Origin of the sequence: Pseudomonas gessardii (assembly GCF_001983165.1) — a bacterium.
GTDB lineage: Bacteria > Pseudomonadota > Gammaproteobacteria > Pseudomonadales > Pseudomonadaceae > Aquipseudomonas > Aquipseudomonas gessardii.
The window spans coordinates 70,797-92,348 of sequence record NZ_MNPU01000015.1 but is presented as its reverse complement, the minus strand read 5'-3'; the positions used below and the strand labels follow the sequence as shown (position 1 = coordinate 92,348).

General features: G+C 59.5%; 23 protein-coding genes and 1 pseudogene. 14 read left to right on the top strand and 10 right to left on the bottom strand.

Going from position 1 to position 21,552, the window contains the following annotated elements; all coding sequences use genetic code 11:
- The first annotated feature begins 71 nt into the window (after positions 1 to 71).
- Positions 72 to 1,760, top strand: a complete 1,689-nt coding sequence (gene fadD2 / locus BLL38_RS12975; RefSeq protein ID WP_076962945.1) for a long-chain-fatty-acid--CoA ligase FadD2 — start codon at positions 72 to 74, stop codon at positions 1,758 to 1,760.
- Positions 1,761 to 2,157: 397 nt separating this feature from the next.
- Complete coding sequence (gene fadD1 / locus BLL38_RS12970) at positions 2,158 to 3,849, top strand: long-chain-fatty-acid--CoA ligase FadD1 (protein WP_076962944.1); 1,692 nt, start codon at positions 2,158 to 2,160, stop codon at positions 3,847 to 3,849.
- Between the two features lie 190 nt (positions 3,850 to 4,039).
- Here the strand turns inward: fadD1 and BLL38_RS12965 are convergent, their stop codons facing one another.
- Positions 4,040 to 4,417 carry a hypothetical protein gene (locus BLL38_RS12965; RefSeq protein ID WP_076962943.1) on the bottom strand — a complete coding sequence of 126 codons (378 nt, stop codon included), beginning with the start codon at positions 4,415 to 4,417 and terminating at the stop codon, positions 4,040 to 4,042.
- 199 nt (positions 4,418 to 4,616) lie between these two features.
- On the opposite strand from BLL38_RS12965, the gene BLL38_RS12960 reads away from it, so the two are divergent.
- The 3 genes from BLL38_RS12960 (at position 4,617) to def (ending at position 6,478) form a co-directional block, all read left to right on the top strand.
- Complete coding sequence (locus BLL38_RS12960) at positions 4,617 to 4,808, top strand: CsbD family protein (protein WP_076962942.1); 192 nt, start codon at positions 4,617 to 4,619, stop codon at positions 4,806 to 4,808.
- A 173-nt stretch (positions 4,809 to 4,981) separates the two neighbouring features.
- Positions 4,982 to 5,935 carry a YihY/virulence factor BrkB family protein gene (locus BLL38_RS12955; protein ID WP_076962941.1) on the top strand — a complete coding sequence of 318 codons (954 nt, stop codon included), beginning with the start codon at positions 4,982 to 4,984 and terminating at the stop codon, positions 5,933 to 5,935.
- Positions 5,936 to 5,938: 3 nt separating this feature from the next.
- Positions 5,939 to 6,478 (top strand): peptide deformylase, encoded by a 540-nt coding sequence (def, locus tag BLL38_RS12950; RefSeq protein ID WP_076962940.1) that lies wholly within the window; start codon positions 5,939 to 5,941, stop codon positions 6,476 to 6,478.
- Here def and BLL38_RS12945 read toward each other — a convergent pair.
- Complete coding sequence (locus BLL38_RS12945) at positions 6,475 to 6,891, bottom strand: GNAT family N-acetyltransferase (RefSeq protein WP_076962939.1); 417 nt, start codon at positions 6,889 to 6,891, stop codon at positions 6,475 to 6,477. The two genes, def and BLL38_RS12945, sit on opposite strands and share 4 nt — an antisense overlap.
- Positions 6,892 to 7,623: 732 nt before the next feature.
- On the opposite strand from BLL38_RS12945, the pseudogene BLL38_RS31910 reads away from it, so the two are divergent.
- Both BLL38_RS31910 and BLL38_RS31905 read left to right on the top strand, forming a co-directional pair.
- Positions 7,624 to 8,394, top strand: a pseudogene (locus BLL38_RS31910) (PAS domain-containing protein); the annotation flags it as partial.
- A complete protein-coding gene (locus BLL38_RS31905) occupies positions 8,371 to 8,943 on the top strand; it encodes a methyl-accepting chemotaxis protein (RefSeq protein WP_415640240.1) in 573 nt (190 codons plus the stop codon). The pseudogene BLL38_RS31910 and the gene BLL38_RS31905, both read left to right, overlap by 24 nt.
- A 45-nt stretch (positions 8,944 to 8,988) precedes the next feature.
- Here the strand turns inward: BLL38_RS31905 and BLL38_RS12935 are convergent, their stop codons facing one another.
- From BLL38_RS12935 to gntR, 4 genes are all read right to left on the bottom strand, one after another.
- Positions 8,989 to 9,486, bottom strand: a complete 498-nt coding sequence (locus BLL38_RS12935; RefSeq protein ID WP_076962937.1) for a hypothetical protein — start codon at positions 9,484 to 9,486, stop codon at positions 8,989 to 8,991.
- Between the two features lie 185 nt (positions 9,487 to 9,671).
- Positions 9,672 to 10,118, bottom strand: coding sequence for a hypothetical protein (locus tag BLL38_RS12930; RefSeq protein WP_076962936.1), 447 nt, complete (start codon positions 10,116 to 10,118; stop codon positions 9,672 to 9,674).
- 196 nt (positions 10,119 to 10,314) lie between these two features.
- Positions 10,315 to 10,947: a glutathione S-transferase family protein gene (locus tag BLL38_RS12925; RefSeq protein ID WP_076962935.1), complete on the bottom strand. Its 633-nt coding sequence runs from the start codon at positions 10,945 to 10,947 to the stop codon at positions 10,315 to 10,317.
- A 189-nt stretch (positions 10,948 to 11,136) separates the two neighbouring features.
- Positions 11,137 to 12,168 (bottom strand): HTH-type transcriptional regulator GntR, encoded by a 1,032-nt coding sequence (gntR, locus tag BLL38_RS12920; RefSeq protein ID WP_162493913.1) that lies wholly within the window; start codon positions 12,166 to 12,168, stop codon positions 11,137 to 11,139.
- Positions 12,169 to 12,358: 190 nt separating this feature from the next.
- On the opposite strand from gntR, the gene BLL38_RS12915 reads away from it, so the two are divergent.
- Both BLL38_RS12915 and BLL38_RS12910 read left to right on the top strand, forming a co-directional pair.
- The gene (locus BLL38_RS12915; RefSeq protein WP_029296460.1) at positions 12,359 to 12,892 is read left to right on the top strand and encodes a gluconokinase; all 534 of its coding nucleotides are present in this window, start codon (positions 12,359 to 12,361) and stop codon (positions 12,890 to 12,892) included.
- 84 nt (positions 12,893 to 12,976) lie between these two features.
- Entirely contained in the window at positions 12,977 to 14,329 is a 1,353-nt protein-coding gene (locus BLL38_RS12910) for a GntP family permease (RefSeq protein ID WP_076962933.1), read from the top strand.
- 130 nt (positions 14,330 to 14,459) lie between these two features.
- On the opposite strand, the gene alaC is transcribed toward BLL38_RS12910, so the two are convergent.
- Entirely contained in the window at positions 14,460 to 15,671 is a 1,212-nt protein-coding gene (alaC, locus tag BLL38_RS12905; protein WP_029296464.1) for an alanine transaminase, read from the bottom strand.
- 195 nt (positions 15,672 to 15,866) lie between these two features.
- Here alaC and BLL38_RS12900 point away from each other — a divergent pair, with 195 nt between their 5' ends.
- Positions 15,867 to 16,346, top strand: coding sequence for a GyrI-like domain-containing protein (locus BLL38_RS12900; RefSeq protein WP_076962932.1), 480 nt, complete (start codon positions 15,867 to 15,869; stop codon positions 16,344 to 16,346).
- 41 nt (positions 16,347 to 16,387) lie between these two features.
- Here the strand turns inward: BLL38_RS12900 and BLL38_RS12895 are convergent, their stop codons facing one another.
- From BLL38_RS12895 to BLL38_RS12885, 3 genes are all read right to left on the bottom strand, one after another.
- Entirely contained in the window at positions 16,388 to 17,572 is a 1,185-nt protein-coding gene (locus BLL38_RS12895) for an NHL repeat-containing protein (protein WP_076962931.1), read from the bottom strand.
- A gap of 154 nt (positions 17,573 to 17,726) precedes the next feature.
- On the bottom strand, positions 17,727 to 18,332 hold the full coding sequence (locus BLL38_RS12890) for a pyridoxamine 5'-phosphate oxidase family protein (protein ID WP_076962930.1): 606 nt from the start codon (positions 18,330 to 18,332) through the stop codon (positions 17,727 to 17,729).
- 20 nt (positions 18,333 to 18,352) lie between these two features.
- On the bottom strand, positions 18,353 to 18,838 hold the full coding sequence (locus tag BLL38_RS12885) for a GNAT family N-acetyltransferase (RefSeq protein ID WP_076962929.1): 486 nt from the start codon (positions 18,836 to 18,838) through the stop codon (positions 18,353 to 18,355).
- A 149-nt stretch (positions 18,839 to 18,987) separates the two neighbouring features.
- Here BLL38_RS12885 and BLL38_RS12880 point away from each other — a divergent pair, with 149 nt between their 5' ends.
- From BLL38_RS12880 to BLL38_RS12865, 4 genes are read left to right on the top strand one after another with little or no spacing between them, the layout of a single operon-like run.
- Complete coding sequence (locus BLL38_RS12880; RefSeq protein WP_076962928.1) at positions 18,988 to 19,407, top strand: YybH family protein; 420 nt, start codon at positions 18,988 to 18,990, stop codon at positions 19,405 to 19,407.
- Between the two features lie 42 nt (positions 19,408 to 19,449).
- A complete protein-coding gene (locus BLL38_RS12875; RefSeq protein WP_076962927.1) occupies positions 19,450 to 19,794 on the top strand; it encodes a YciI family protein in 345 nt (114 codons plus the stop codon).
- Positions 19,795 to 19,827: 33 nt separating this feature from the next.
- Complete coding sequence (locus BLL38_RS12870) at positions 19,828 to 20,304, top strand: SRPBCC family protein (RefSeq protein ID WP_076962926.1); 477 nt, start codon at positions 19,828 to 19,830, stop codon at positions 20,302 to 20,304.
- Positions 20,301 to 21,530: an RNA polymerase sigma factor gene (locus BLL38_RS12865; protein ID WP_076962925.1), complete on the top strand. Its 1,230-nt coding sequence runs from the start codon at positions 20,301 to 20,303 to the stop codon at positions 21,528 to 21,530. Before BLL38_RS12870 ends, BLL38_RS12865 begins: the two co-directional genes overlap by 4 nt.
- Positions 21,531 to 21,552 lie beyond the last annotated feature (22 nt).

Genomic DNA, 21,552 nt, shown 5'->3' with positions numbered 1-21,552 from the left:
ACGTCCCCGAAGCTCCGCTTCCCATCTGCTGTTGGAAGCGGTCGGGCACACTCAGGTAGAGGACAAGAATAATGCAACCTGATTTCTGGAATGACAAACGCGCAGCAGGCGTTCCCAACGAGCTGGACCTGTCGGCGTACAAGTCAGTAATCGAAGTCTTCGAGCGTTCCTGCAAGGCCTTTGCCGACCGTCCGGCATTCAGCAACATGGGGATCACCCTGACCTACGCCGACCTGGAGCGCCAGAGCGCGGCGTTCGCCGGCTACCTGCAACACCACACCGATCTCAAGCCGGGCGACCGTATTGCGGTACAGATGCCCAACGTCCTGCATTACCCGATTGCCGTGTTCGGCGCCTTGCGCGCCGGGCTGATCGTGGTCAACACCAACCCGCTGTACACCCCGCGGGAAATGCGTCATCAGTTCAAGGACGCCGGCATTCGTGCTCTGGTCTACCTCAACCTGTTCGGTTCCAGGGTCCAGGAAGTGGCGGCCGACACCGAGATCGAATACCTGATCGAAGCGAAAATGGGCGACTTCATGCCCGCCGCCAAAGGCTGGCTGATCAATACCGTGGTCGACAAGGTGAAGAAGATGGTCCCGGCCTACAGCCTGCCCCGGGCGGTGTCGTTCAAGCGCGCCTTGCGCATGGGCGCGGGCCTTTCCGTGACCCGCCATCCGGTGACTCTCGATGATATCGCGGTGCTGCAATACACCGGCGGCACCACCGGCCTGGCCAAGGGCGCGATGCTGACCCACGGCAACCTGGTGGCGAACATGCAGCAGGTGCGGGCGTGCATGTCCCAGCTGCGCGAAGACGGGCATCCGCTGGTCAAGGAAGGGCAGGAGGTGATGATCGCGCCGCTGCCGCTGTACCACATCTATGCCTTCACCGCGAACTGCATGTGCATGATGGTCACCGGCAACCACAACGTGCTGATCACCAATCCGCGGGACATCGGCGGCTTTATCAAGGAACTGAAGAAGTGGCGCTTTACCGGGCTGCTGGGGCTCAACACGCTGTTTGTCGCGCTGATGGAACACCCGGACTTCAAGACCCTGGACTTCTCCCACCTGAAGATCACCAACTCCGGCGGCACCGCCCTGGTCAAGGCCACGGCCGAGCGCTGGAAGCAGGTCACCGGCTGTTCCATCGGCGAAGGCTACGGCCTGACCGAGACGTCGCCGGTGGCCAGCACCAACCCCTACGGTGATCAATCGCGCCTGGGCACCGTGGGCATTCCGGTGCCGGGTACGGCGATGAAGGTCATCGATGACGCCGGCGAGGAGCTGCCGCTGGGCGAGCGGGGCGAGTTGTGCATCAAGGGCCCGCAGGTCATGAAGGGCTACTGGCAGCAACCGGCAGCCACTGCCGAGACCCTGGACGCCGAAGGCTGGCTCAAAACCGGCGATATTGCGGTGATCGACCCGGATGGGTTTGTGCGCATTGTCGACCGCAAGAAGGACCTGATCATCGTCTCGGGCTTCAACGTGTACCCCAACGAGATCGAAGACGTGGTGATGGCCCACCCCAACGTGGCCAACTGCGCGGTGATCGGCGTGCCGGACGAGCGTACCGGCGAGGCGGTGAAACTGTTCGTGGTGGCACGGGCCGAAGGCGTCAGCCTTGAAGAGCTGAAGAGCTACTGCAAGGCCAACTTCACCGGCTACAAGGTGCCCAAACATATTGTGTTGCGGGACTCGCTGCCGATGACGCCGGTGGGCAAGATCCTGCGGCGCGAGCTGCGCGACATCGCCTGACCTGAATTGAAATACGATTCAAATGTGGGAGCTGGCTTGTGTGGGAGCGGGCTTGCCCGCGATAGCGGTATATCAGTGACAGATTTGTTGGCTGACCCACCGCTATCGCGAGCAAGCCCGCTCCCACATTTTGACGGCGTACATCCTGGGAATAGAGCTGTTTTAGGTGTTATAGAATCTTTGCTCTAAAAATGACTATTGGATATTCTTGAGTCATGTTTATGACTGTAGGGCCCTCTTTTGGCTCTAGGCGGCCCTTTGCAAAGCTGCTACTCTCGGCGCGCTTTGTGACCTCTCGGCCTGCTTGAAACAGCCAGAATCACCTAAAAAAACACACACAAATAATAATCGCATCAAATGCGGTGAATGAATTCGCGTCGCTGAGGAGTGGGCTTCCATGATCGAAGACTTTTGGAAGGATAAGTACCCCGCCGGGATTGCTGCAGACATCAATCCAGACGAGTATCAAAATATTCAGGCGGTACTGAAACAGTCCTGCCAACGCTTCGCCGACAAACCGGCTTTCAGCAACCTGGGCAAGACACTCACCTACGGTGAGTTGTACGAATTGTCCGGTGCCTTTGCTGCCTACCTGCAACAGCATACCGACTTGCAGCCCGGTGATCGAATCGCCGTGCAATTGCCCAACCTCCTGCAATACCCGGTTGCCGTGTTCGGGGCTATCCGCGCCGGCCTGATCGTGGTCAACACCAACCCGCTGTACACCGCGCGGGAAATGGAACACCAGTTCAACGACTCCGGGGCCAAGGCCCTGGTCTGCCTGGCCAACATGGCGCACCTGGCAGAAAAAGTCGTGCCCAAGACGGGTGTCAAGCACGTGATCGTCACTGAGGTCGCTGACCTGTTGCCGCCGCTCAAGCGGCTGCTGATCAACAGCGTCATCAAGTACGTGAAAAAAATGGTCCCGGCCTATCACTTGCCCCAGGCGATCAAGTTCAACGACGTCCTGGCCAAGGGCCATGGCCAACCCGTCACCGACGCCAGCCCTGCCAGCGAAGACGTGGCCGTGCTGCAATACACCGGCGGCACCACCGGCGTGGCCAAGGGCGCGATGCTGACCCACCGCAATCTGGTGGCCAACATGCTGCAGTGCAAGGCGCTGATGGGCTCCAACCTCAATGAGGGCTGCGAGATCCTGATCACACCGCTGCCGCTGTACCACATCTATGCCTTCACCTTTCATTGCATGGCGATGATGCTGATCGGCAACCACAACATCCTGATCAGCAACCCGCGCGACCTGCCGGCGATGGTCAAGGAGTTGTCGAAGTGGAAGTTCAGCGGCTTTGTCGGCCTGAACACCCTGTTCGTGGCCCTGTGCAACAACGAGGGCTTCCGCAAGCTGGATTTCTCGGCGCTCAAGGTTACCCTCTCGGGTGGCATGGCATTGCAACTGGCGGCGGCCGAGCGTTGGAAAGCCGTGACCGGCTGCAACATCTGTGAAGGCTACGGCATGACCGAAACCAGCCCGGTAGCCACGGTCAACCCGATCCAGAACATCCAGATCGGCACTATCGGCATCCCGGTGCCTTCGACCCTGTGCAAAGTCATCTCGGACGAGGGCGTCGAATTGCCCCTGGGCGAAATCGGCGAGCTGTGCGTCAAGGGCCCGCAAGTGATGAAAGGCTACTGGCAGCGTGAAGACGCCACCGCCGAAGTGCTCGACAGCGAAGGCTGGTTGAAGACCGGTGATATCGCGATCATCCAGCCAGATGGCTACATGCGCATCGTCGACCGTAAAAAGGACATGATTCTGGTCTCCGGTTTCAACGTCTACCCCAACGAGCTGGAAGACGTGCTGGCAAGCCTGCCAGGCGTACTGCAATGCGCGGCCATTGGTGTACCGGACGAAAAGTCGGGCGAGCACATCAAGCTGTTCATCGTGGTCAAGCCGGGCGCGACCCTGACCAAGGAACAGGTGATGGAGCATATGCGTGCCAATGTCACCGGCTACAAAGTGCCCAAGGCTGTCGAGTTCCGCGAAGTGCTGCCGACCACCAACGTGGGCAAGATCCTGCGTCGCGAGTTGCGTGATGAAGAGCTGAAGAAGTTAGGCCTGAAGAAGTAAACAAAAAGCCCCGCGAATGCGGGGCTTTTTATTGGGCGCTGATTGGAATGCAATCCAAATGTGGGGCTGGTGTGGGAGCGGGCTTGCTCGCGATAACGGAGTGTCAGCCAATAAATCTGGCACTGATACATTGCTATCGCGGGCAAGCCCGCTCCCACACAAGCGCATTTACATATTCTTTGGTGAGTGCTTACAGGGCGAACTGCGCGAAGCTCACACCCGCCCCAGTCGGGCGCACATCCTTCAGGAACGAATCCTTATCTGCGCTCAGCTCCAGGGTCATCTCCGGCTTGCGTTTGCCCGCATTGCGCACCACCAACCCTTCAAGTGTTTCACGCAGGAAGGCCGTCGGCACTTTCAGGTGCAGCAACTGGTCGGTCTCGGCGTTGTGCATCAACAAATGAATCCACTCGTATTGGCCGATGGCAATGCGGGCCAGCGGCAGGTCGAACCACCAGATGTTGCGCTTGCGGTCCAGGTCGGTGAAGTGGCAGTTGTTGACACCGAGCACGGCACCGCCCAGTTCCAGGTTTCTGCGGGCGATGGCCTGTGTTTTATTGAGTTTCATAACCTTCCTACGGGATCTGTTATTCAGCGATTGAGCCTGAATCTGCCGGGCATTCTCGGGGGTTGGCGGCAAAACATAAAGCCAAACCTGTACGGGGTGATGAAATGCCTTGCGCAAATAATTGAAACTCTGCGCAAAGGCCCAGGGTCAACGCTTAGGTAATGACCCAAACCCTTGATTGTTCTTACGGAGAAATACCATGGGCAGCACAGCGGATAAGGCAAAAGGTTTAGCGAACGAAGCCATCGGCACTATCAAGCAAGGTGTCGGCAAGGCCACTGACAACCCCAAGCTGCAAGCCGAAGGCAAGATTCAAGAGAAGAAGGGCGAAGCCCAGCAAGCGGTCGGCAAGGTCAAGGACGCGGTCAAGAAGACGGTCGACAAAGCCTGATTAACCCGCCCCAACACGCAGGACAACGGTCATCCACGGATGGCCGTTTTTATGTCAGCGTTGCTGACTAACGTTTTGAAATTGTTTCATGGTCGCCGAATAGGCTACCGTGATGTAGAAAACGGCCCCTGAGTCGCCCACGAACTCAACCTTTTGCGGCGAAAGGAGACGCTATGATTTTTCCGGTATTAAAAGACCTGCCGCTGCACCGCGTGCTGATACGCACAGTCAAGGAGTTTGTCGATGACGAGATGTCTACCTACGCCTCGGCATTGGCTTACCAGATGCTGTTCTCGCTGTTCCCCTTCCTGCTGTTCCTGATTGCCCTGATCGGTTTCCTGCACTTGCCGGACTTTTTCAGTTGGTTGCGCCTGCAATCGGAACTGGTATTGCCGCCCCAGGCCCTGGAGCAGGTCAACCCGGTGATCGACCAGCTGCAGCAATCCAAGGGCGGCCTGTTGTCGGTGGGTATCGTCATCGCGCTGTGGACCGCCTCGGCCGGTGTGCGCCTGATGATGAGCGCGATGAACGCCGCCTACGATGTGGTCGAAGGCCGGCCGATCTGGAAACGTTTCCCGTTGTCGATTTTCTACACCGTGGGCATTGCTGGCATGTTACTGGCCGCTGCGGCGTTGATGGTGTTGGGGCCACAAGTGATGGAGTGGCTGGCCGGGCAGATCGGCATGCAGGAGTTCGTGGTCACGTTGTGGACCATCCTGCGCTGGCCATTGATCGTGATTTTGTTGATGTTCGCCGTGGCCTTGATGTATTACGTGATGCCGGACGTGAAGCAGAAGTTTCGCTTTATCACGCCGGGCTCGGTGCTGGCGGTGGTGGTGTGGATCGTGGCGTCACTGGGTTTTGGCTATTACGTCAAGACTTTCGCCGACTACAACGCCATGTATGGCAGCATCGGGGCGATCATCGTCCTGCTGCTGTATTTCTACATTTCCGCCGCCGTATTGCTGCTGGGCGCGGAGATGAACGCGGTGATCGAGCATATGTCCGCCGAAGGCAAGGACCCGGGTGAAAAGGATTTTGGCGAGCACCCAAGCCATGAAAAACAACACGTCTCAGGCCTCGGCCGGGACCATTCGCTGCCCAAGCCAACCACTGATGAAGCCTGACCGATGATTCGTGAAATCCTGAAAATGGGCGATGAGCGCCTACTGCGTATCGCACCGCCGGTCCCGCCGGAAATGTTCGACAGCCCCGAGTTGTGGCAACTGATCGACGATATGTTCCAGACCATGGAGCATGTGGGCGGCGTTGGCCTGGCCGCGCCGCAGATCGGTGTCGACCTGCAGCTGGTGATCTTCGGTTTCGAGAGCAGCGAGCGTTACCCGGATGCCCCGGCGGTGCCCCAGACCATCCTGATCAACCCGCTGATTACCCCGCTCAGCCCAGTGATGGAGGAGGGCTTTGAAGGCTGCCTGTCGGTACCCGGGCTGCGGGGGGCGGTGGATCGCTACCAACAGATCCGCTATGAGGGGTTTGACCCCAAGGGCGAGCCGATTGTGCGGATTGCCGATGGCTTCCATGCCCGGGTGGTGCAGCATGAGTGCGACCACCTGATCGGACGGTTGTACCCTTCGCGGATCACCGACTTCAGCAAGTTCGGGTTTATCGAGGTGATGTTCCCGGACATGGACCCCAGCGCCGACGACTAGCCCCGGCGGCACACGCCCATGGCAATCATCGGCTTGTTGCGTTTATAGCGCACCAGGCGCTCGGCCAGCGACTGCGGCAACACCGTTTGCTGGCTGAAGCCCAGGGCTTGATAAAACCCTTCCAGGTCCGGGTGGCACAACAGCCACACCGTTCCTTCGACGGGCGCGATTGCGTCCTCGATCAGCCGCGCCGCCAGCCCCTGCCCACGCCAGGCCGGATCGACAAACAGCCCGGTCAGCCACTGGCCGCCGACCACGGGGCTCAGGCACAGCCCGGCGACGATCTGGCTGTTGCGCGCCACCCACAATTGACCGCCCTTGAGGGCTTTCATCGATGAATTGTGGCTGCGGTAGAACTTGTTCAGCAGCGGCCACAGGGGCTCTGCCAGTCGATCGATGTGCAACTCGGGCATGGTGGTTTGACAGGCGTGATCACGGGGCGGTGATTATAAGTCGGGCAAAGCGCCTTCTGTTGGGCAATAGGTGTTATACCCCTTGTTACTTCCTCTGTTAGTGGAGCATGTGTCATGGCCAAAGGTATGGATTCAAAGAAAGCCGCGAAGAAAAAACCGGCAAAGACCGCCGATGAAAAACGCGCGGACAAAAAAGCCAAGAAGTCCGAGACGGGCCTGTTCGGTCACTGAGTACTTCGCCGCAGGAGCGGGCAAGCTCGCTCCTGCAACGACATCGATACATTCTGATATCTCCCCCGCACGCCCCCCAACAGACCTCTCAGCAATGATGGCCAATGGCCTTGCATCACGCCAAGCCCCGGCTATGCTCACTCAGAACCACTTATGTCGCTCGCCATATGAAGCGTTTTGGGTGGCTTTTGAAATAGAGCATGACAACTACTATAAAAACTGTGAATAGATGAGCGTTTCTGTCAAAGCGCCGGGAAAAAGGAGCCTCAGGTTAAATGGATTTGCGTGTGTCGGTTACAGCAGGCCCTTGCGGGGCCATCAAGAAAAGGATGCCTTGAAACGAGTGTTGCCCATGGACGCTCCGATTGATCATCATTTCTCTATCGCATGACACGTGTCCTGTCTCTGGACGATTGCGTTTGCCTGTTTTGTGGAAAGTTGTACTGGGTCAAATCCAAGAACTAACCGTCATTCAAAAACAGCGCTGAAGGTGATCCGAGCATGTTTAGTCTGCACCACAAATCCGACCTGTTAGAAATCGAACGTTTCTCCTGCGCTTTGAGCCAGGCCCAGGCCAAGTTGGCGGCGATCAGCCATTCCATGGCGATGATCGAGTTTGATCGCAACGGCGTGGTCCTGGACGCCAACGAAAACTTCTGTAGGACCATGGGATACAGCGCCGAGGAAGTGCGCGGCAAACACCATCGGATTTTCTGCGAGGAGGCCTATTCCCATAGCGATGCCTACACCCAGTTATGGCGCGACCTGGCTCAGGGCAAGCCTATCAGCGGCACGTTCATGCGGTTGACCCAAAGTGGCCAGGAGGTGTGGCTGGAGGCCAGTTACATGCCGGTCTACGGCCTGGACAAACAGGTGCAGAGCGTGATCAAGGTGGCGTCGGATATTTGCGCACGGGTTCACCGCGAACACGAAAACCAGAGCCTGATTGACGCCATCAGCCGCTCCATGGCGGTCATCGAGTTCACCCCCTTGGGGCAGATCCTCAATGCCAACCACAACTTCCTGAAGACGGTGCAGTATTCCCTCGGCGAAATCGTCGGCCAGCACCACCGCATGTTCTGTCACCACGCGGAGGTAGAGTCGCCGGCTTATAAAGCCTTCTGGGCGTCGCTCAACCGGGGCGAGTTTCACTCCCATCGTTTTGAGCGGCGCAATAAGCAGGGCCAGACCCTTTTTCTGGAAGCCTCCTACAATCCGATTTTCGATGCCAACGGTCGCCTGTACAAAGTGGTGAAGTTTGCCAGTGATATCACCAAGCAGGTCTCCACGTTGCGTACCGCCGCCGATTCGGCCCATGCCACCTCGGTGCAGAACGACGCCTGCGCCCGCAAGGGGGCGGAAGTGGTGCAGCAGACGGTGCAGATCATCGAAGAAATTTCCCACGACCTGAATCAAGCCGCGTTGAGCATTGATGCGGTGAGCAAGCAGTCGGACATCATTGGCACCATCGTCCAGACCATTCGCGCGATTGCCGACCAAACCAATCTGCTGGCGCTCAACGCCGCCATTGAAGCCGCCCGTGCCGGTGAGCACGGGCGCGGGTTTGCGGTGGTGGCGGATGAGGTGCGCAGCCTGGCGGCACGTACCAGCCAGGCCACGCTGGAGATTGTCGATGTGGTGCGCAGGAACCACGACTTGTCCCTGAGCGCGGTATCGAGCATGCAGTCGAGCCTGAGTCGTACCGGGCTGGGGGTGGAGTTGGCCAATGAGGCGGGGCAGGTGATCCTGGAGATTCAGGAGGGCTCGCGGCATGTGGTGGACGCCATCGGCCAGTTCAATTCCACCCTGCAACTGCAATAACGGCCCTGTGTAGGGGCGAGCAAGCTCGCTCCTACAGCAGTGGGGTTATGTGGCCAGGGCGTCTTTGACGGCCTTGATCTGCGGGTCGGCAGTCTTCTCGGCGAACTGCTGCGCCGCCTGCATCTTCAGGCGCTCAGTCACTTCCAGGGCAATGGCGTTCTGCTGTTCGATAGGCATCGCTTTCACATCGTCTTCGGTCAGACCCCTTTCCAGCAGGATCTGCTCACGAATGCGTTCGGCTGGGGTCTTGCTCATGTAATCGCTGAACTCTGCCCGGGCCTGGGTGCTGGTTGCGGTGGTGGGCGTGGCGCTGGTCGGCGGTGTCGCTTGCAGTTGCAGGCGGGTCTTGGCGAACGCGGCGTCCACGTTGCTGGCGGTGGTGTCGGTGGCCTTTTGCGTGGCCTGCACCTGGGTCGCGGCGGCCGCGTTCTGCACGTTTTGCATCACGCCGCTGTACAGCGCGCTGGCGGCAGCGTTGGCCGGGTCCAGGTCGGGGCGTTTGGACTGTTGGATCACGGACGAGACTTGGGTATTGACCAACATGATCGGGCACCTGTGGTTTTGAACGGTCCATAGGGTTTAGCAATTAGCGTGCCCAGGCGCCAAGCCCCGAATTTACGGGCGATGTCGTGCAAAGGTCGGCAAGTATTGTCCTGTCAGCGGTGAAACCTTGCCGCTATCTGACGGCAAGGTCTGCGTTGTGTCGGATAGCAGTAGGGCATTTCTCTCTACCGTGTTTTACCGCGTGCACCCGTGAGGTCGATTTCTCCTTCTGTGACTTTTACAGGTGGGTCACCTGGCTCCATGCCTGGGGACTCGAAGTTAAAGGTGGCCTTGAGCAATTGTCGTTCTAGATCGACATCGGTGATGTCTAGCGTCCCTGTCTCGGCGAAGTAACTCCAGCCGAATTCTCCATTGTAGTGATAGAAGTACGCAGTGGTTTCATCTGGACCCGAACCCAGGTTGTGCGTTCCGGCCTGGATGTTATTGTCCAGGTTAAACTGCAGTAACTGAAGGCGTGACTGTAGATCTGCTCTGACCACGTAGTAGGAGCCTCCACTCCAAATCCTCACGCCTTCAGAAACGAATGGCCTGCTATCAAGTGATACCTTGGCTTTGACAGAACCTTGGGCGTAGTAAGTTTTCAACGATGGTTTAGATGATTTAACAGACATAGGACTCTCCTGTTTTCATGCATTTATGAGATGCGGTTGCCGTAAGATTGGGCAAGCATTGCATCTAGTTAAATGCGCTTGAAAAGGCAGGTCTACTGTGAAAGTTGACAGTTTTTCACGGTGCCGGATGAGTGGTTCAGCCTGCTGAGCTGCTACCGATTAACACATGCGCCGATGGTGAACTTTAGGTGGGCCCTTAGTTGTGACCGTCGAGGGCAAAGGCCTGGAAACCTGGGCGCTGGCTGAGCAGGGCGTAGTACGCATCGACAGCCGGGTAGGAGGGGCGCGCCATGGGCGTCATCCGCCAGCGGTGCACTGACAGGCCTACCAGGATATCGGCGAGGCTAAAGTCGTCACCGGCCACATAGGCGCCGGTTTTGCGCAATTGTTGCTCCAGCAACCCCATCTTGTCGTTCCATCCGCGTACGCCAGCGGCAATGCGCTGTGGGTCCTGGAAGTCCGGGTTCTGGCGCACCAGGGCGTGGAAGGCGTAGCCCCAGGAGGGGTTGAGTTCGGTGGCTTGCCAGTCCATCCATTGCTCGACCCTGGCGCGTGGCGCGGGGGCGGTGGGCAGCAAATCATGACGTTGATGCAGGCCTGCCAGGTAGCGGCAGATGGTGTTGGACTCCCACAGCACGCCGTTGTCATCGACGATTACCGGCACCTGGGCGTTGGGGTTCAAGGCAAGGAATTCGGGTGACTGGGTAGGCGTGAAACCGATGCCCCAATCTTCACGCTCGTAGGGGATAGACAGTTCCTGGCAGGTCCACAGGACTTTTCGTACGTTGATCGACGATGTGCGACCCAAGATTTTCAGCGCGTGTCCCATGGTGCTTCCCTGGCAAAAGGTGAGTTGGGCAATTTAGCAGGGGCGCGCGAGGACAGCGATAGGGTTAAGTGGGCACGCTCAAAAATGTGGGAGCGGGCTTGCCCGCGATAACGGAGTATCAGTGCCGGATGTATTGCCTGACACACCGTTATCGCGGGCAAGCCCGCTCCCACATCGACCGCATGTGGTTCAGGTACTCTCGCGCACCTTCAACTCAAACCCCATATCCACCACCGGCCGGGCGATTTTGTTGCCGGCCATCACCATCAGTAAATGCTCAGCCGCGCGTCGGCCAATGGCTTCGCGTGGGGTGCTGATGCTGCTCAGGCGCGGCACCATGAAGCTGGAGGCGGGCAGGTCGTTGAAGCCCAGCACCGCCACCTGTTGCGGCACCTTGATCCCGTGGCGCAGGGCTTCGAGCAAGGCGCCCTGGGCCAGGTCGTCGTTGCCGAAGAAGATCGCGTCCACGTCCGGGTGGCTGGCCAACAGTTGCAGGAACAACTCGCCACCCAGGCCCACCGACGAGGGGCGCGGGGTCAGCAGTTCGAGGGCCGGGTCATACAAGCCGGCCTGCTGCAGGCCGCGGCGGAAGCCTTCGCCGCGCAGCAGCGTACGCTGGTCCAACTGCGCGCCGACATAGGCCAGGCGCTTGCGGCCCCGGGAGATCAGGTGCGCCGCTGCGGTTTCGCCGGCATTGATCTGCGAGAAACCGACGCAGTTGACCCCGGCCGCCGGGTCCAGGTCCATCATGTACACGCAGGGCACATTGCTCGATTCCACCATGCGCCGGGCGCTTTCGGTGCGGTCAAAGCCGGTCAGCAGCAGGCCCCGTGGCTGGTAGGCCATGTAGTTGCGCAGCAGGTTTTCTTCTTCGTCCCGGGAATAGTGGGTGTTGCCGATCAGCACTTCAAAGCCCTTGGGCCGCAATACCTGGTGAATGGCCTCCAGGGTTTCGATAAATAGCAGGTTGGACAGCGAGGGCACCAGCACCACCACCGATTGGCTGCGGGCCGAGGCCAGGGCACGGGCGGCCGGGTTGACCACGTAGTTCAGCTCGGCTGCGGCTTTTTGCACTTTTTCCACCAGTTCGGTGGCCACGGTGCTGATCCCGCGCAGAGCCCGGGAGGCGGTAATCGGGCTGACGCCGGCCAGGCGGGCTACTTCGTTAAGGGTCGGGCGACCCGTGGTGCGGGTATTTTTATCGTTCTTGGAGGTCATCAGGCGGCTTGCCAAACAAAAATCGAGGCACTAAGGTAGCGCTGTCTCCAAAAGCCTGCAAATACTTGCGCAAACGGTTGGAGAGGATGCACGCGTCACTCCATAAAAATGACAATTAGGCGCGGGAAAAGCCTGTGTTTGCACAAGCCTTAGGGCGTGCAAAGATAGCGCTATCTGCGTCCTGAGGTGTTTCATGAGTCAACCTGTTACCGCCCTGGTCATCATGGGTGTTTCCGGCTGTGGCAAGTCCAGTGTCAGCGAGGCCCTGTGCCTGTTGAACGGCGCCACCGCCATTGAAGGCGACAGCTTTCACCCGGCCGCCAATATCGAAAAGATGAGCGCAGGCCATCCCCTCAACGACGACGACCGGGCCGGCTGGCTCGATATCCTCTGCGATGAGCTGCGCCGTGCGCTCAAGGCTGGCGAGCATCCGGTGCTGACCTGTTCGGCGCTGAAGAAAAAATACCGCGATCACCTGCGCGAAGCCGCGCCGGGCCTGGGCTTTGTCTTCCTGGAGCTGACCCGCGAGGTGGCCGCCGACCGCGTGTCCCATCGCCCCGGCCATTTTATGCCGGCCAGCCTGATCGACAGCCAGTTCGCCACCCTCGAATCGCCTATCGGCGAGCCGCTGACCCTGGCCCTCAACGCCAGTGAAGACAGCATCGAGGACCTGGCCGCGCAGACCCATGCCTGGTGGCTGACCCACGGCTTTGAACCTTCCCGATGATTTTTTGGCCGAAAGATAGCGCTATCCGACGGCACGAAACTCAACACCCGCTTTAATAACAACAACAAACAGGAGACGACCCCCATGTTTGGCATGTCCCACGAGTCTTACCTGCTGCTCGATGCAGTGGTCACCATCATCGGGCTGATCGTGTTGATCACCCGGTTCAAGGTTCACCCCTTTATTGCCCTGATCATCGCCGCAGGCTTCCTGGGCCTGACCTCGGGCATGCCCGTGGACAAGATTATCAAGGCCTTCCAGGACGGTTTCGGCGGGGTGCTCGGGTTTGTCGGGATTATCCTGGCGCTGGGTACGATGCTCGGCAAGATGATGGCCGAATCCGGTGGTGCCGATCAGATCGCTCAAACCCTGATCCGCGCCTTCGGCAAGGACAAGGTGCAGTGGGCCATGATGTTTGCCGCGTTCCTGGTGGGCATCCCGCTGTTCTTCGAGATCGGCTTTGTGCTGCTGATCCCGCTGGTGTTTATCGTGGCGCGGCGTACCGGGGTGTCGCTGATCAAGATCGGCATCCCGCTGCTCGCCGGCCTGTCGGCGGTCCATGGCCTGGTGCCGCCGCACCCGGGGCCGTTGCTGGCCATCGGCGTGTTTGGCGCGGATATCGGCAAGACCATCCTCTACGGCCTGATCGTCGCCTTGCCCACCGCCATCATTGCCGGGCCGATCTTCGGCACGTTCATTGCCAAGTACATTCCGGGCAACCCGTCCCAGGAACTGGTGGACCAACTGGCCCGCGAGTCCGACGGGAAAAACCTGCCGAGCTTCAGCATCACCCTGATCACCGTGTTGCTGCCGGTGTTCCTGATGCTGCTGAAAACCTTCGCCGACATCGCCTTGCCCGACGGGCATATCGTGCGCAACTGGATGGACATGATCGGCCACCCGATCAGCGCCTTGCTCCTGGCGTTGCTGCTGTCGCTGTACACCTTTGGCCATCGCCAGGGCATTCATTCCAAGCAGATCCTCAAGCTGCTGGATGCCAGCCTTGCGCCGACGGCCGCGATCATCCTGATCATCGGTGCCGGCGGTGGTTTCAAGCAGATGCTGGTGACCAGCGGCGTGGGTGATGTGATCGGCCATATGGCGGTGACGGCACAGATCAACCCGATCCTGCTGGCGTGGCTGGTGGCGGCGGTGATTCGGATTGCCACGGGGTCGGCGACCGTGGCCACCATTACCGGCGCGGGCATTGTGGTGCCGGTGGTGGGGATGGTGCCGGGGGTCAACCTGGAGTTGCTGGTGCTGGCGACGGGGGCGGGGTCGTTGATCCTGTCGCACGTCAACGATGCCGGGTTCTGGCTGGTCAAGCAGTACTTCAACATGACCGTGGCCGAGACGTTCAAGACCTGGACGGCCATGGAGACCATCCTGTCCATCGTGGCGCTGGGCTTTATCATGTTGCTGTCGTTGGTGGTGTAACCCAACCAGGGGTGAGTGATCGTTCCCACGCTCCGCGTGGGAATGCCCCTTGTGACGCTTTGCGTCACGCTTTGGGACGCAGAGCGTCCCGGACTACATTCCCACGCAGAGCGTGGGAACGATCAGAGGGTCAGGCCTTGGTGACCAGGCCATCGGCCCGGAACATGGCCCGGATCCCGCGCACCGCCTGGCGAATGCGGTCCTGGTTCTCGATCAGCGCAAAGCGCACATGGTCATCGCCATACTCGCCAAAGCCGATCCCCGGCGACACACACACCTTGGCTTCGAGCAGCAACTTCTTGGCAAATTCCAGCGAGCCCATGGCGGCATACGCCTCGGGGATTTTCGCCCAGACGTACATCGACGCCTTCGGGTTCTCCACCATCCAGCCCAGTTCATGCAGGCCCTTGACCAGCACATTGCGGCGCTGGCGGTACTGCTCGGCAATGTCCTTCACACATTGCTGGTCGCCTTCCAGCGCGGCAATCGCCGCCACTTGCAGCGGGGTGAAGGTGCCGTAGTCGTGGTAACTCTTGATGCGCGCCAGGGCGTTGACCAACTCCGCATTACCGACCATAAAGCCGATGCGCCAGCCGGCCATGTTGTAGCTCTTGGACAGGGTGAAAAACTCCACCGCAATGTCCTTGGCGCCCGGCACTTGCATGATCGACGGGGCTTTCCAGCCGTCGTAGACGATATCGGCATAGGCCAGGTCGTGGATCACCAGCACGTCGTACTGCTTGGCCAGGGCGATCACCCGCTCGAAGAAGTCCAGTTCCACGCACTGCGCGGTCGGGTTGGACGGAAAGCCCAGGATCATCATTTTCGGCTTGGGGATCGAACCGCGAATGGCCCGCTCCAGCTCGGCGAAGAAGTCCACGCCGGGAATCAGCGGCACCGAGCGCACCTGGGCGCCGGCAATCACCGCACCGTAGATGTGGATCGGGTAGCTGGGGTTGGGCACCAGCACGGTGTCGCCCTGGTCCAGGGTGGCCAGCATCAGGTGCGCCAGGCCTTCCTTGGAACCGATGGTCACGATGGCCTCGGTTTCCGGGTCGATATCCACCTCATAGCGGTCCTTGTACCAGCGCGAAATCGCGCGGCGCAGGCGCGGGATGCCCTTGGAGGTGGAGTAGCCGTGGGTGTCTTCACGCTGGGCGACGGTCACCAGTTTTTCCACGATATGCGGTGGTGTCGGGCCGTCGGGGTTACCCATGCTCAGGTCGATGATGTCTTCGCCGCGCCGACGCGCAGCCATCTTCAGCTCGGCAGTGATATTAAAAACATAAGGGGGGAGTCGATCTATGCGCGCAAAGCGGCGCGGCGAACCTTGGTCTGCCATTGTTGCCTCGGAATACGTAAGCGCCCGGAACCGTCCGAGCGACGTCGGCCACTGCGGTGGCCTGCGGGGCAGACAATACGGGCGATGACAGCTGGTTGTCCAGATGGTGTAGGAAATTTTTCCATCTGGAGTGTGACGTGTGTATGCCCCTATACTCGGTATGGTTTTGGTCACTCACCCATGGAGATTGTGCAGATGAACCAACAGGTAACGTTACCCCTGGAACCCCGCATGGAAGAGGGCAAGGCCATGGTGATCGCCGGGGTCGGTGGTCATTACGGCAAGGCTACGCTGGGGGATATTCCGAAGTTGTGGGAGTTGTTCGACACCTGCATCAAGGACATCAAGAAACGCATTGGCGGCGTGACCTACGGCGTGTGCTACAACGCCACCCAGGAAGAATTCGATTACATCGCCGGGGTCCAAGTGCCGGCCAAAAGTGATGTGCCGGGCAACTTTCAATCCATTGAAGTGCCGGCCAATCATTACGCGGTCTTCGCGCACTACGGGCCGGTGTATGCGCTGTCGCAGACCTATGAGCGGATCATGTACGAGTGGTTGCCTGCGTCGGGGTACAAGGTGGCCGGGCCGGATTTAGAACGCTACAGCGCCGACTTCGATGTGGATAAGGGCACTGGCACCGTGGAGATCTGGCTGCCTGTCGAGCAGCGTTGATGCAATACGGCTGAGCTGTATGGGCAGCTCAGCCGATACGGCTATTGGCTGAGCAGTCGCCCAATAAACGACGCTCTCGCGGTGCTGAGAATGCCACTGCTTTGCAACGTTTTACTGGGCTCTACCCATTCCACTCGATTGATATCGGAGAACTCAGGTCTTCCCTGAGGGTCTCTCCACGCTTGGGCAATGCCTCCAATGCCAAAGGTGGAATCCAACTGGCCGGTCGGGGTATGTCTGATCAGTTTGATTACACTGCCGCGCTCGTTGCGGGCTAATGCAACAGCCTTCCCGTCAGGTTGAACTATCACGCTGACATAGCTTCCGTGTTGGCTGTCGTTTTCAAGCGGCTTTCCCTGATGAAATTGCGAATCGGGTTGGCCATTGGCAAGGAGACTGGTGATGAAGTTTACCTCTGTTGGCAAAGTGTAAGTGCCTCCTACAACAACGATTTGGCCATTTTTACCCCGGGCCAGTGCAGTAACCTGTTTGTCGTTATTGTTTGCAAATTGCAGTTGGACAAAACCATTGTTACCAAAGTTACTGTCTTGTTCCCCGTCGTGCTGAAGTCCGATGATGTATGCCTTTTGTACTGCGGATCCGGCAACTATAAAACCGCTGTTAGTGATCAGTACTGTATTGAGCCGGGCATTGGGTGATTCAATCGGGCCAACTCTTCCAAAATTGATTATCTCGCCGCTACTGTTGAGCTGGAAAATAAAGCTGTTTATGCGGTTATGGAATACAGCGATGATAGCGTGATCCTCCTGCTCCGCTAGACCACCTCTTGCGGTCAATCCGATGTAAAGCTGCTTGTCCAGTAACCTTGTACCCTCTATACCAAATGAAGGGTCCACACTGCCGGTGTCTGAATTGAATCGGGTAATGAATGCTGTTTGTGCTTCTCCAAGGGCGGCCAGTAGCAGAGGCTTCCCGTCATGCTGAATGATCAATTCAACGAGGGTGACAAAGTCTGTAGTAGGCGTATGCCAAACTCCGAAATTGATATCCAACTCTCCAGTAGGCGTGTGTTTGGTTACGACGATAAATCTTTTTTTTTCGATAAAAGCCAAGCCGACGGTAATAAATGAACCATCACTGAGTGCGCAGGAAAGCCCCCCGGATGTGCTCGTGATAACCGTACCGTCTTTAGGGGTTGTATTTCCGAAGGAAAGATCCGGGCCTCCTGCGGCGTTTACCGTATTGCTGCTCGACGGAATACTCATGGGCATTCTCCAGAGTGGAAGTTATGAGTGTCCACGCCTGCTCGTTGTAAACGATGAGCGACAACCTTGGTATTTCAGTAAAAACCTATGGGCAGGATCCGTATAGCTGTGAAGGTTGACAGTAGACAACCGGCCTCTGGCAGGTCTAGCGTGTTCAATAGAGACTGTCTTTTACCCTCTGCGGCATCTCCCGGTCATAGGCCTCGGCATCAAACTGCCCATCATTCAAACGTCTGTGGAAGGCCCCCGCTGATGGCAGCGTCGAACGCTCCACATGCTTGTCCGGGTTCCAGCAATCGGAGCGTACAAAGGCCTTCGAGCAATGGAAATACGCCGCTTGCACCTGCACCACAATCACCGACCGCGCCGGCTTGCCATTGACCGCAAAGCTTTGCAGCAACTCAGGCTCGATGGAGATCTGCGCCCGCCCGTTGACCCGCAACGTTTCACCGATTCCCGGAATGATAAACAGCAAGGCAACCCGCGGATCCACCAACAGGTTACGCAAGGTATCGAGGCGGTTATTGCCCGGTCGATCCGGGATCGCCAGCGTGCGTTCATCGAGGATCCGCACAAAACCCGGCACATCGCCCCGAGGCGAGCCGTCGAGGCCATCGGCGCCTGCCGAACTGACAATCACCAGCGGCGAGGCTTTGACCATCGCCTGGTAATCCTCATTGAGAAACGCGATTTCCTTGCGCAGGGCACGCTCGTGGGGCAGGCCGTAGAGGGTTTCGAGCTGTTCCAGGGTGCTTAGCATGGGAATCTCCTTGCCGGTAATCAAAACAGTAGCGCCAACCGCCGCTCATAACCCACCCGCCCCTTATACGCCTCGCCCCGGTCAACCCAGCCTTGCTGCAAGTACAAGCCCATGGCCGCCACATTGTCGCGGTCCACCGACAACTCCAGGCCCGTGATCTGCGGCCAGGCCAGGCGGGCGGCGGCGGGTAGGGCTTGCAGGCAGGCCTTGCCGAAGCCTCGGCCTTGCTGGCGGCGATCGACTTGCAGGGCATGCAGGGTGGCGCTGTGGGCGTCGGCCCAATGGGGCAGGCACGGCGGGCGCTTGAGCAGCAGGAACGCCACGGGCATATCGTCGGCCAGCAGGGCGAAGCCCTTGATGCCGGGGCTGGGGTTGACCAGCAGGCTGTTCAACGCGCAGTCGATATCACCGCTATAGGGCAGTTGCCCGGGGTGGACTTCGAGGGTGCCGAGGTGCTGTTGCTGTACAGCGGTCAGCGTCTCATAGGGCGCGAGGCGGGTTTCCATCGAGCAGTTGTCCGAAATCCTACAGGGAAGTCGCAAATTCTAGCGGTTTTGCCCTGGGCGCAATTATTTTTCGTAGGCTTGTCGATTGGCGGTTGGCCCAGCCGACTAAGGCTGTCATCCGTGATTATCCAACCCTGAGGAGTAGCACCATGAGCAGCGCAATCAACACCCTGATCGAACAATGGAAACAAGCCGTCGTCGCCAAGGATATCGAGCGGATTGTCAGCTTTTATGCCGACGACATTGTCGCGTTCGATGCCGTCAATGCCCTGCAATTCAAAGGTAAGAACGCCTACCGTGCCCATTGGCAGGCCTGCATGGAGTGTTGCCCGGGCGCCGGTATCTTTGAGTTCCATGAGTTGCATATCGTCGCCGCCGATAACAGCGCCTTTGCCCACTGGCTTGCCCATTGTGGCGGCGCGGGGCCGGATGGCGTGGTTAAAACCTGCTGGATGCGCGTCACTGCCGGCTATCAGCGGATCGAGGGGCAATGGAAGGTGGTGCATGAGCACTGGTCCGCGCCTTTCGATATGGAAAGCGGCGTTGGCCTGTTCGACCTGAAACCTTGATCGCGGCCAACTATAGTCAGTAGTCCGAAAACGGAGAACGCCATGAAATACCTGTGCCTGGTCTACAGCGCCGAAGCCTTGCTGCACAGCCTGCCCGACAGCCCCAAGGATGCGGAATGCCATGCCTACGCCGAGGCAGTCCACGGCAGTGGCCGCATGCTTGCGGCCGAGGCCCTGCAGCCGGTGAACACGGCCACCACCGTGCGCATGCGCAACGGCAAGTTATCGATCACCGATGGGCCGTTTGCCGAAACCAAGGAGCAGCTTGCCGGCTTCTACCTGATCGAAGCCCGGGACCTGAATGAGGCGCTGCAGGTGGCCGGTGGTATCCCGGCGGCACGGGTCGGCAGTGTGGAAGTGCGCCCCGTGCGTGAGTTGACTCTCTGAACCCAATAATCATAAGACTCAGGAGGTTTATCCATGAACACTCAACCCGCTGCATTTGAACTGTCCATCAGCCGCGTGATCGACGCGCCACCGAACCGGGTGTTCCGCGCCTGGACCGAACCTGCGCTGTTGCAGCAATGGTGGGGCCCCCACGGCATGACCACGCCGGAGTGCGAAATGAACCTGTGGGTCGGTGGCCTGTTTCGCACCCTGATGCGCGCGCCGGACGGCAGCGAGTACCCGACCCAGGGCGTGTTCCTGGAGATCGATGCGCCGCGCCGCCTGGTGTTTACCGATGCATTCCTGCCGGGCTGGATTCCCTCGGGCAAGCCGTTTATGAGCGCTGAAGTGACCTTCGAGGAGGTGGATGGCAAGACCCGCTATACCGCCCGCGCCATGCACTGGAGCGAAGCCGACAAACAGGCCCACGAAGCCATGGGCTTCCATCAGGGCTGGGGTGAGAGCCTGGAGCGGTTGGTGAGCCTGGTGACCGAGGGCATGCCTGATTGACCGTCAAGGCCCGGGTCGAGGCAATCTACCGCAGTGAGTCGCGGCGCATCCTGGCTACCTTGATTCGCCTGCTGGGGGATTTCGACCTCGCCGAAGAGGCCCTGCATGAGGCCTTCTTCGTCGCGGTCGAGCGCTGGCAGCAAGACGGCGTGCCCGACAACCCCCGGGCGTGGCTGGTGTCGACCGGGCGCTTCAAGGCCATCGACCGCTTGCGGCGCCAGGCCCGCTTCACCCCGTTGTTGCAGGAGCAGGCCGATGCGCTGGAAGCGGCTGACTGGAGTGCCGAAGACGTGGAAGACGACCGCCTGCGCCTGATCTTCACCTGCTGCCATCCGGCGCTGGCGGCCGATGCGCAGGTGCCGCTTACCCTGCGTGAGATTTGTGACCTCAGCACCGAGGAAATTGCCCGGGCCTTCCTGGTCACGCCGGCGACCATCGCCCAGCGTATCGTGCGGGCCAAGGGCAAGATCCGCGAGGCGAAAATCCCCTACCAAGTACCAGGGCTGGCCGAGTTGCCCGAGCGCCTGGACAGCGTGTTGCGGGTGATTTACCTGGTGTTCAACGAGGGCTACTCGGCCTCCATGGGCGCCGACCTGACCCGTGACGACTTGACCCGCGAGGCCATACGCCTGGGCCACCTGCTCCTGGAGTTGCTGCCGGAACCGGAAGTCATGGGCCTGCTGGCGTTGATGCTGCTCCATGAGTCCCGGCGCCCGGCTAGGCTGTCGCCCGCCGCGGAGCTGGTGCTGCTGGATGAACAGGACCGGACGTTGTGGGATGCCTCATTGATTGCCCAAGGCTGCGCATGGGTGGAGCAGGCCCTGGCCACCCGGCGCTTTGGGCCTTATTGCCTGCAAGCGGCGATAGCGGCGGTGCACGCCGAGGCACCGAGTGCGGCGCAGACCGATTGGCCACAGATTATCGGCCTGTATGACGTGCTGCTGCGGATGCTGCCGTCGCCGGTGATCGAGCTCAACCGCGCCGTTGCCCTGGCCATGCGCGATGGGCCGCTGGCGGGCTTGCAGCAGGTGGAGGGGATCCTGGCGCGGGGCGAGTTGCGCGATTACCACCTGGCGCATTCGGCGCGGGGGGAGTTTTGTCGGCAACTGGGGCGGATGAAAGAGGCGCGCCAGGCCTACGAAAAAGCCCTGGGCCTGACCCATCAAACCCCGGAAAAACGCTTCATCGAACGGCGCCTGGCCAGCTGTACCGACACCCCCTTGTAGGCGCCGGCAAGCCGGCTCCCAC

What these genes read in the sequence shown, in the direction of transcription:
- BLL38_RS12890 (WP_076962930.1), bottom strand. Translation starts at nt 18,332, where the DNA reads ATGCTAAGCACCCTGGAACAGCTCGAAACCCTCTACGGCCTGCCCCAC.
- BLL38_RS12910 (WP_076962933.1), top strand. Translation starts at nt 12,977, where the DNA reads ATGTTTGGCATGTCCCACGAGTCTTACCTGCTGCTCGATGCAGTGGTC.
- BLL38_RS12965 (WP_076962943.1), bottom strand. Translation starts at nt 4,417, where the DNA reads ATGAAACTCAATAAAACACAGGCCATCGCCCGCAGAAACCTGGAACTG.
- BLL38_RS12900 (WP_076962932.1), top strand. Translation starts at nt 15,867, where the DNA reads ATGAACCAACAGGTAACGTTACCCCTGGAACCCCGCATGGAAGAGGGC.
- BLL38_RS12880 (WP_076962928.1), top strand. Translation starts at nt 18,988, where the DNA reads ATGAGCAGCGCAATCAACACCCTGATCGAACAATGGAAACAAGCCGTC.
- BLL38_RS12925 (WP_076962935.1), bottom strand. Translation starts at nt 10,947, where the DNA reads ATGGGACACGCGCTGAAAATCTTGGGTCGCACATCGTCGATCAACGTA.
- BLL38_RS12945 (WP_076962939.1), bottom strand. Translation starts at nt 6,891, where the DNA reads ATGCCCGAGTTGCACATCGATCGACTGGCAGAGCCCCTGTGGCCGCTG.
- BLL38_RS12885 (WP_076962929.1), bottom strand. Translation starts at nt 18,838, where the DNA reads ATGGAAACCCGCCTCGCGCCCTATGAGACGCTGACCGCTGTACAGCAA.
- BLL38_RS12895 (WP_076962931.1), bottom strand. Translation starts at nt 17,572, where the DNA reads ATGAGTATTCCGTCGAGCAGCAATACGGTAAACGCCGCAGGAGGCCCG.
- BLL38_RS12935 (WP_076962937.1), bottom strand. Translation starts at nt 9,486, where the DNA reads ATGTTGGTCAATACCCAAGTCTCGTCCGTGATCCAACAGTCCAAACGC.
- BLL38_RS12955 (WP_076962941.1), top strand. Translation starts at nt 4,982, where the DNA reads ATGATTTTTCCGGTATTAAAAGACCTGCCGCTGCACCGCGTGCTGATA.
- BLL38_RS12960 (WP_076962942.1), top strand. Translation starts at nt 4,617, where the DNA reads ATGGGCAGCACAGCGGATAAGGCAAAAGGTTTAGCGAACGAAGCCATC.
- BLL38_RS12930 (WP_076962936.1), bottom strand. Translation starts at nt 10,118, where the DNA reads ATGTCTGTTAAATCATCTAAACCATCGTTGAAAACTTACTACGCCCAA.
- BLL38_RS12870 (WP_076962926.1), top strand. Translation starts at nt 19,828, where the DNA reads ATGAACACTCAACCCGCTGCATTTGAACTGTCCATCAGCCGCGTGATC.
- BLL38_RS12875 (WP_076962927.1), top strand. Translation starts at nt 19,450, where the DNA reads ATGAAATACCTGTGCCTGGTCTACAGCGCCGAAGCCTTGCTGCACAGC.
- alaC (WP_029296464.1), bottom strand. Translation starts at nt 15,671, where the DNA reads ATGGCAGACCAAGGTTCGCCGCGCCGCTTTGCGCGCATAGATCGACTC.
- def (WP_076962940.1), top strand. Translation starts at nt 5,939, where the DNA reads ATGATTCGTGAAATCCTGAAAATGGGCGATGAGCGCCTACTGCGTATC.
- fadD2 (WP_076962945.1), top strand. Translation starts at nt 72, where the DNA reads ATGCAACCTGATTTCTGGAATGACAAACGCGCAGCAGGCGTTCCCAAC.
- fadD1 (WP_076962944.1), top strand. Translation starts at nt 2,158, where the DNA reads ATGATCGAAGACTTTTGGAAGGATAAGTACCCCGCCGGGATTGCTGCA.
- BLL38_RS12915 (WP_029296460.1), top strand. Translation starts at nt 12,359, where the DNA reads ATGAGTCAACCTGTTACCGCCCTGGTCATCATGGGTGTTTCCGGCTGT.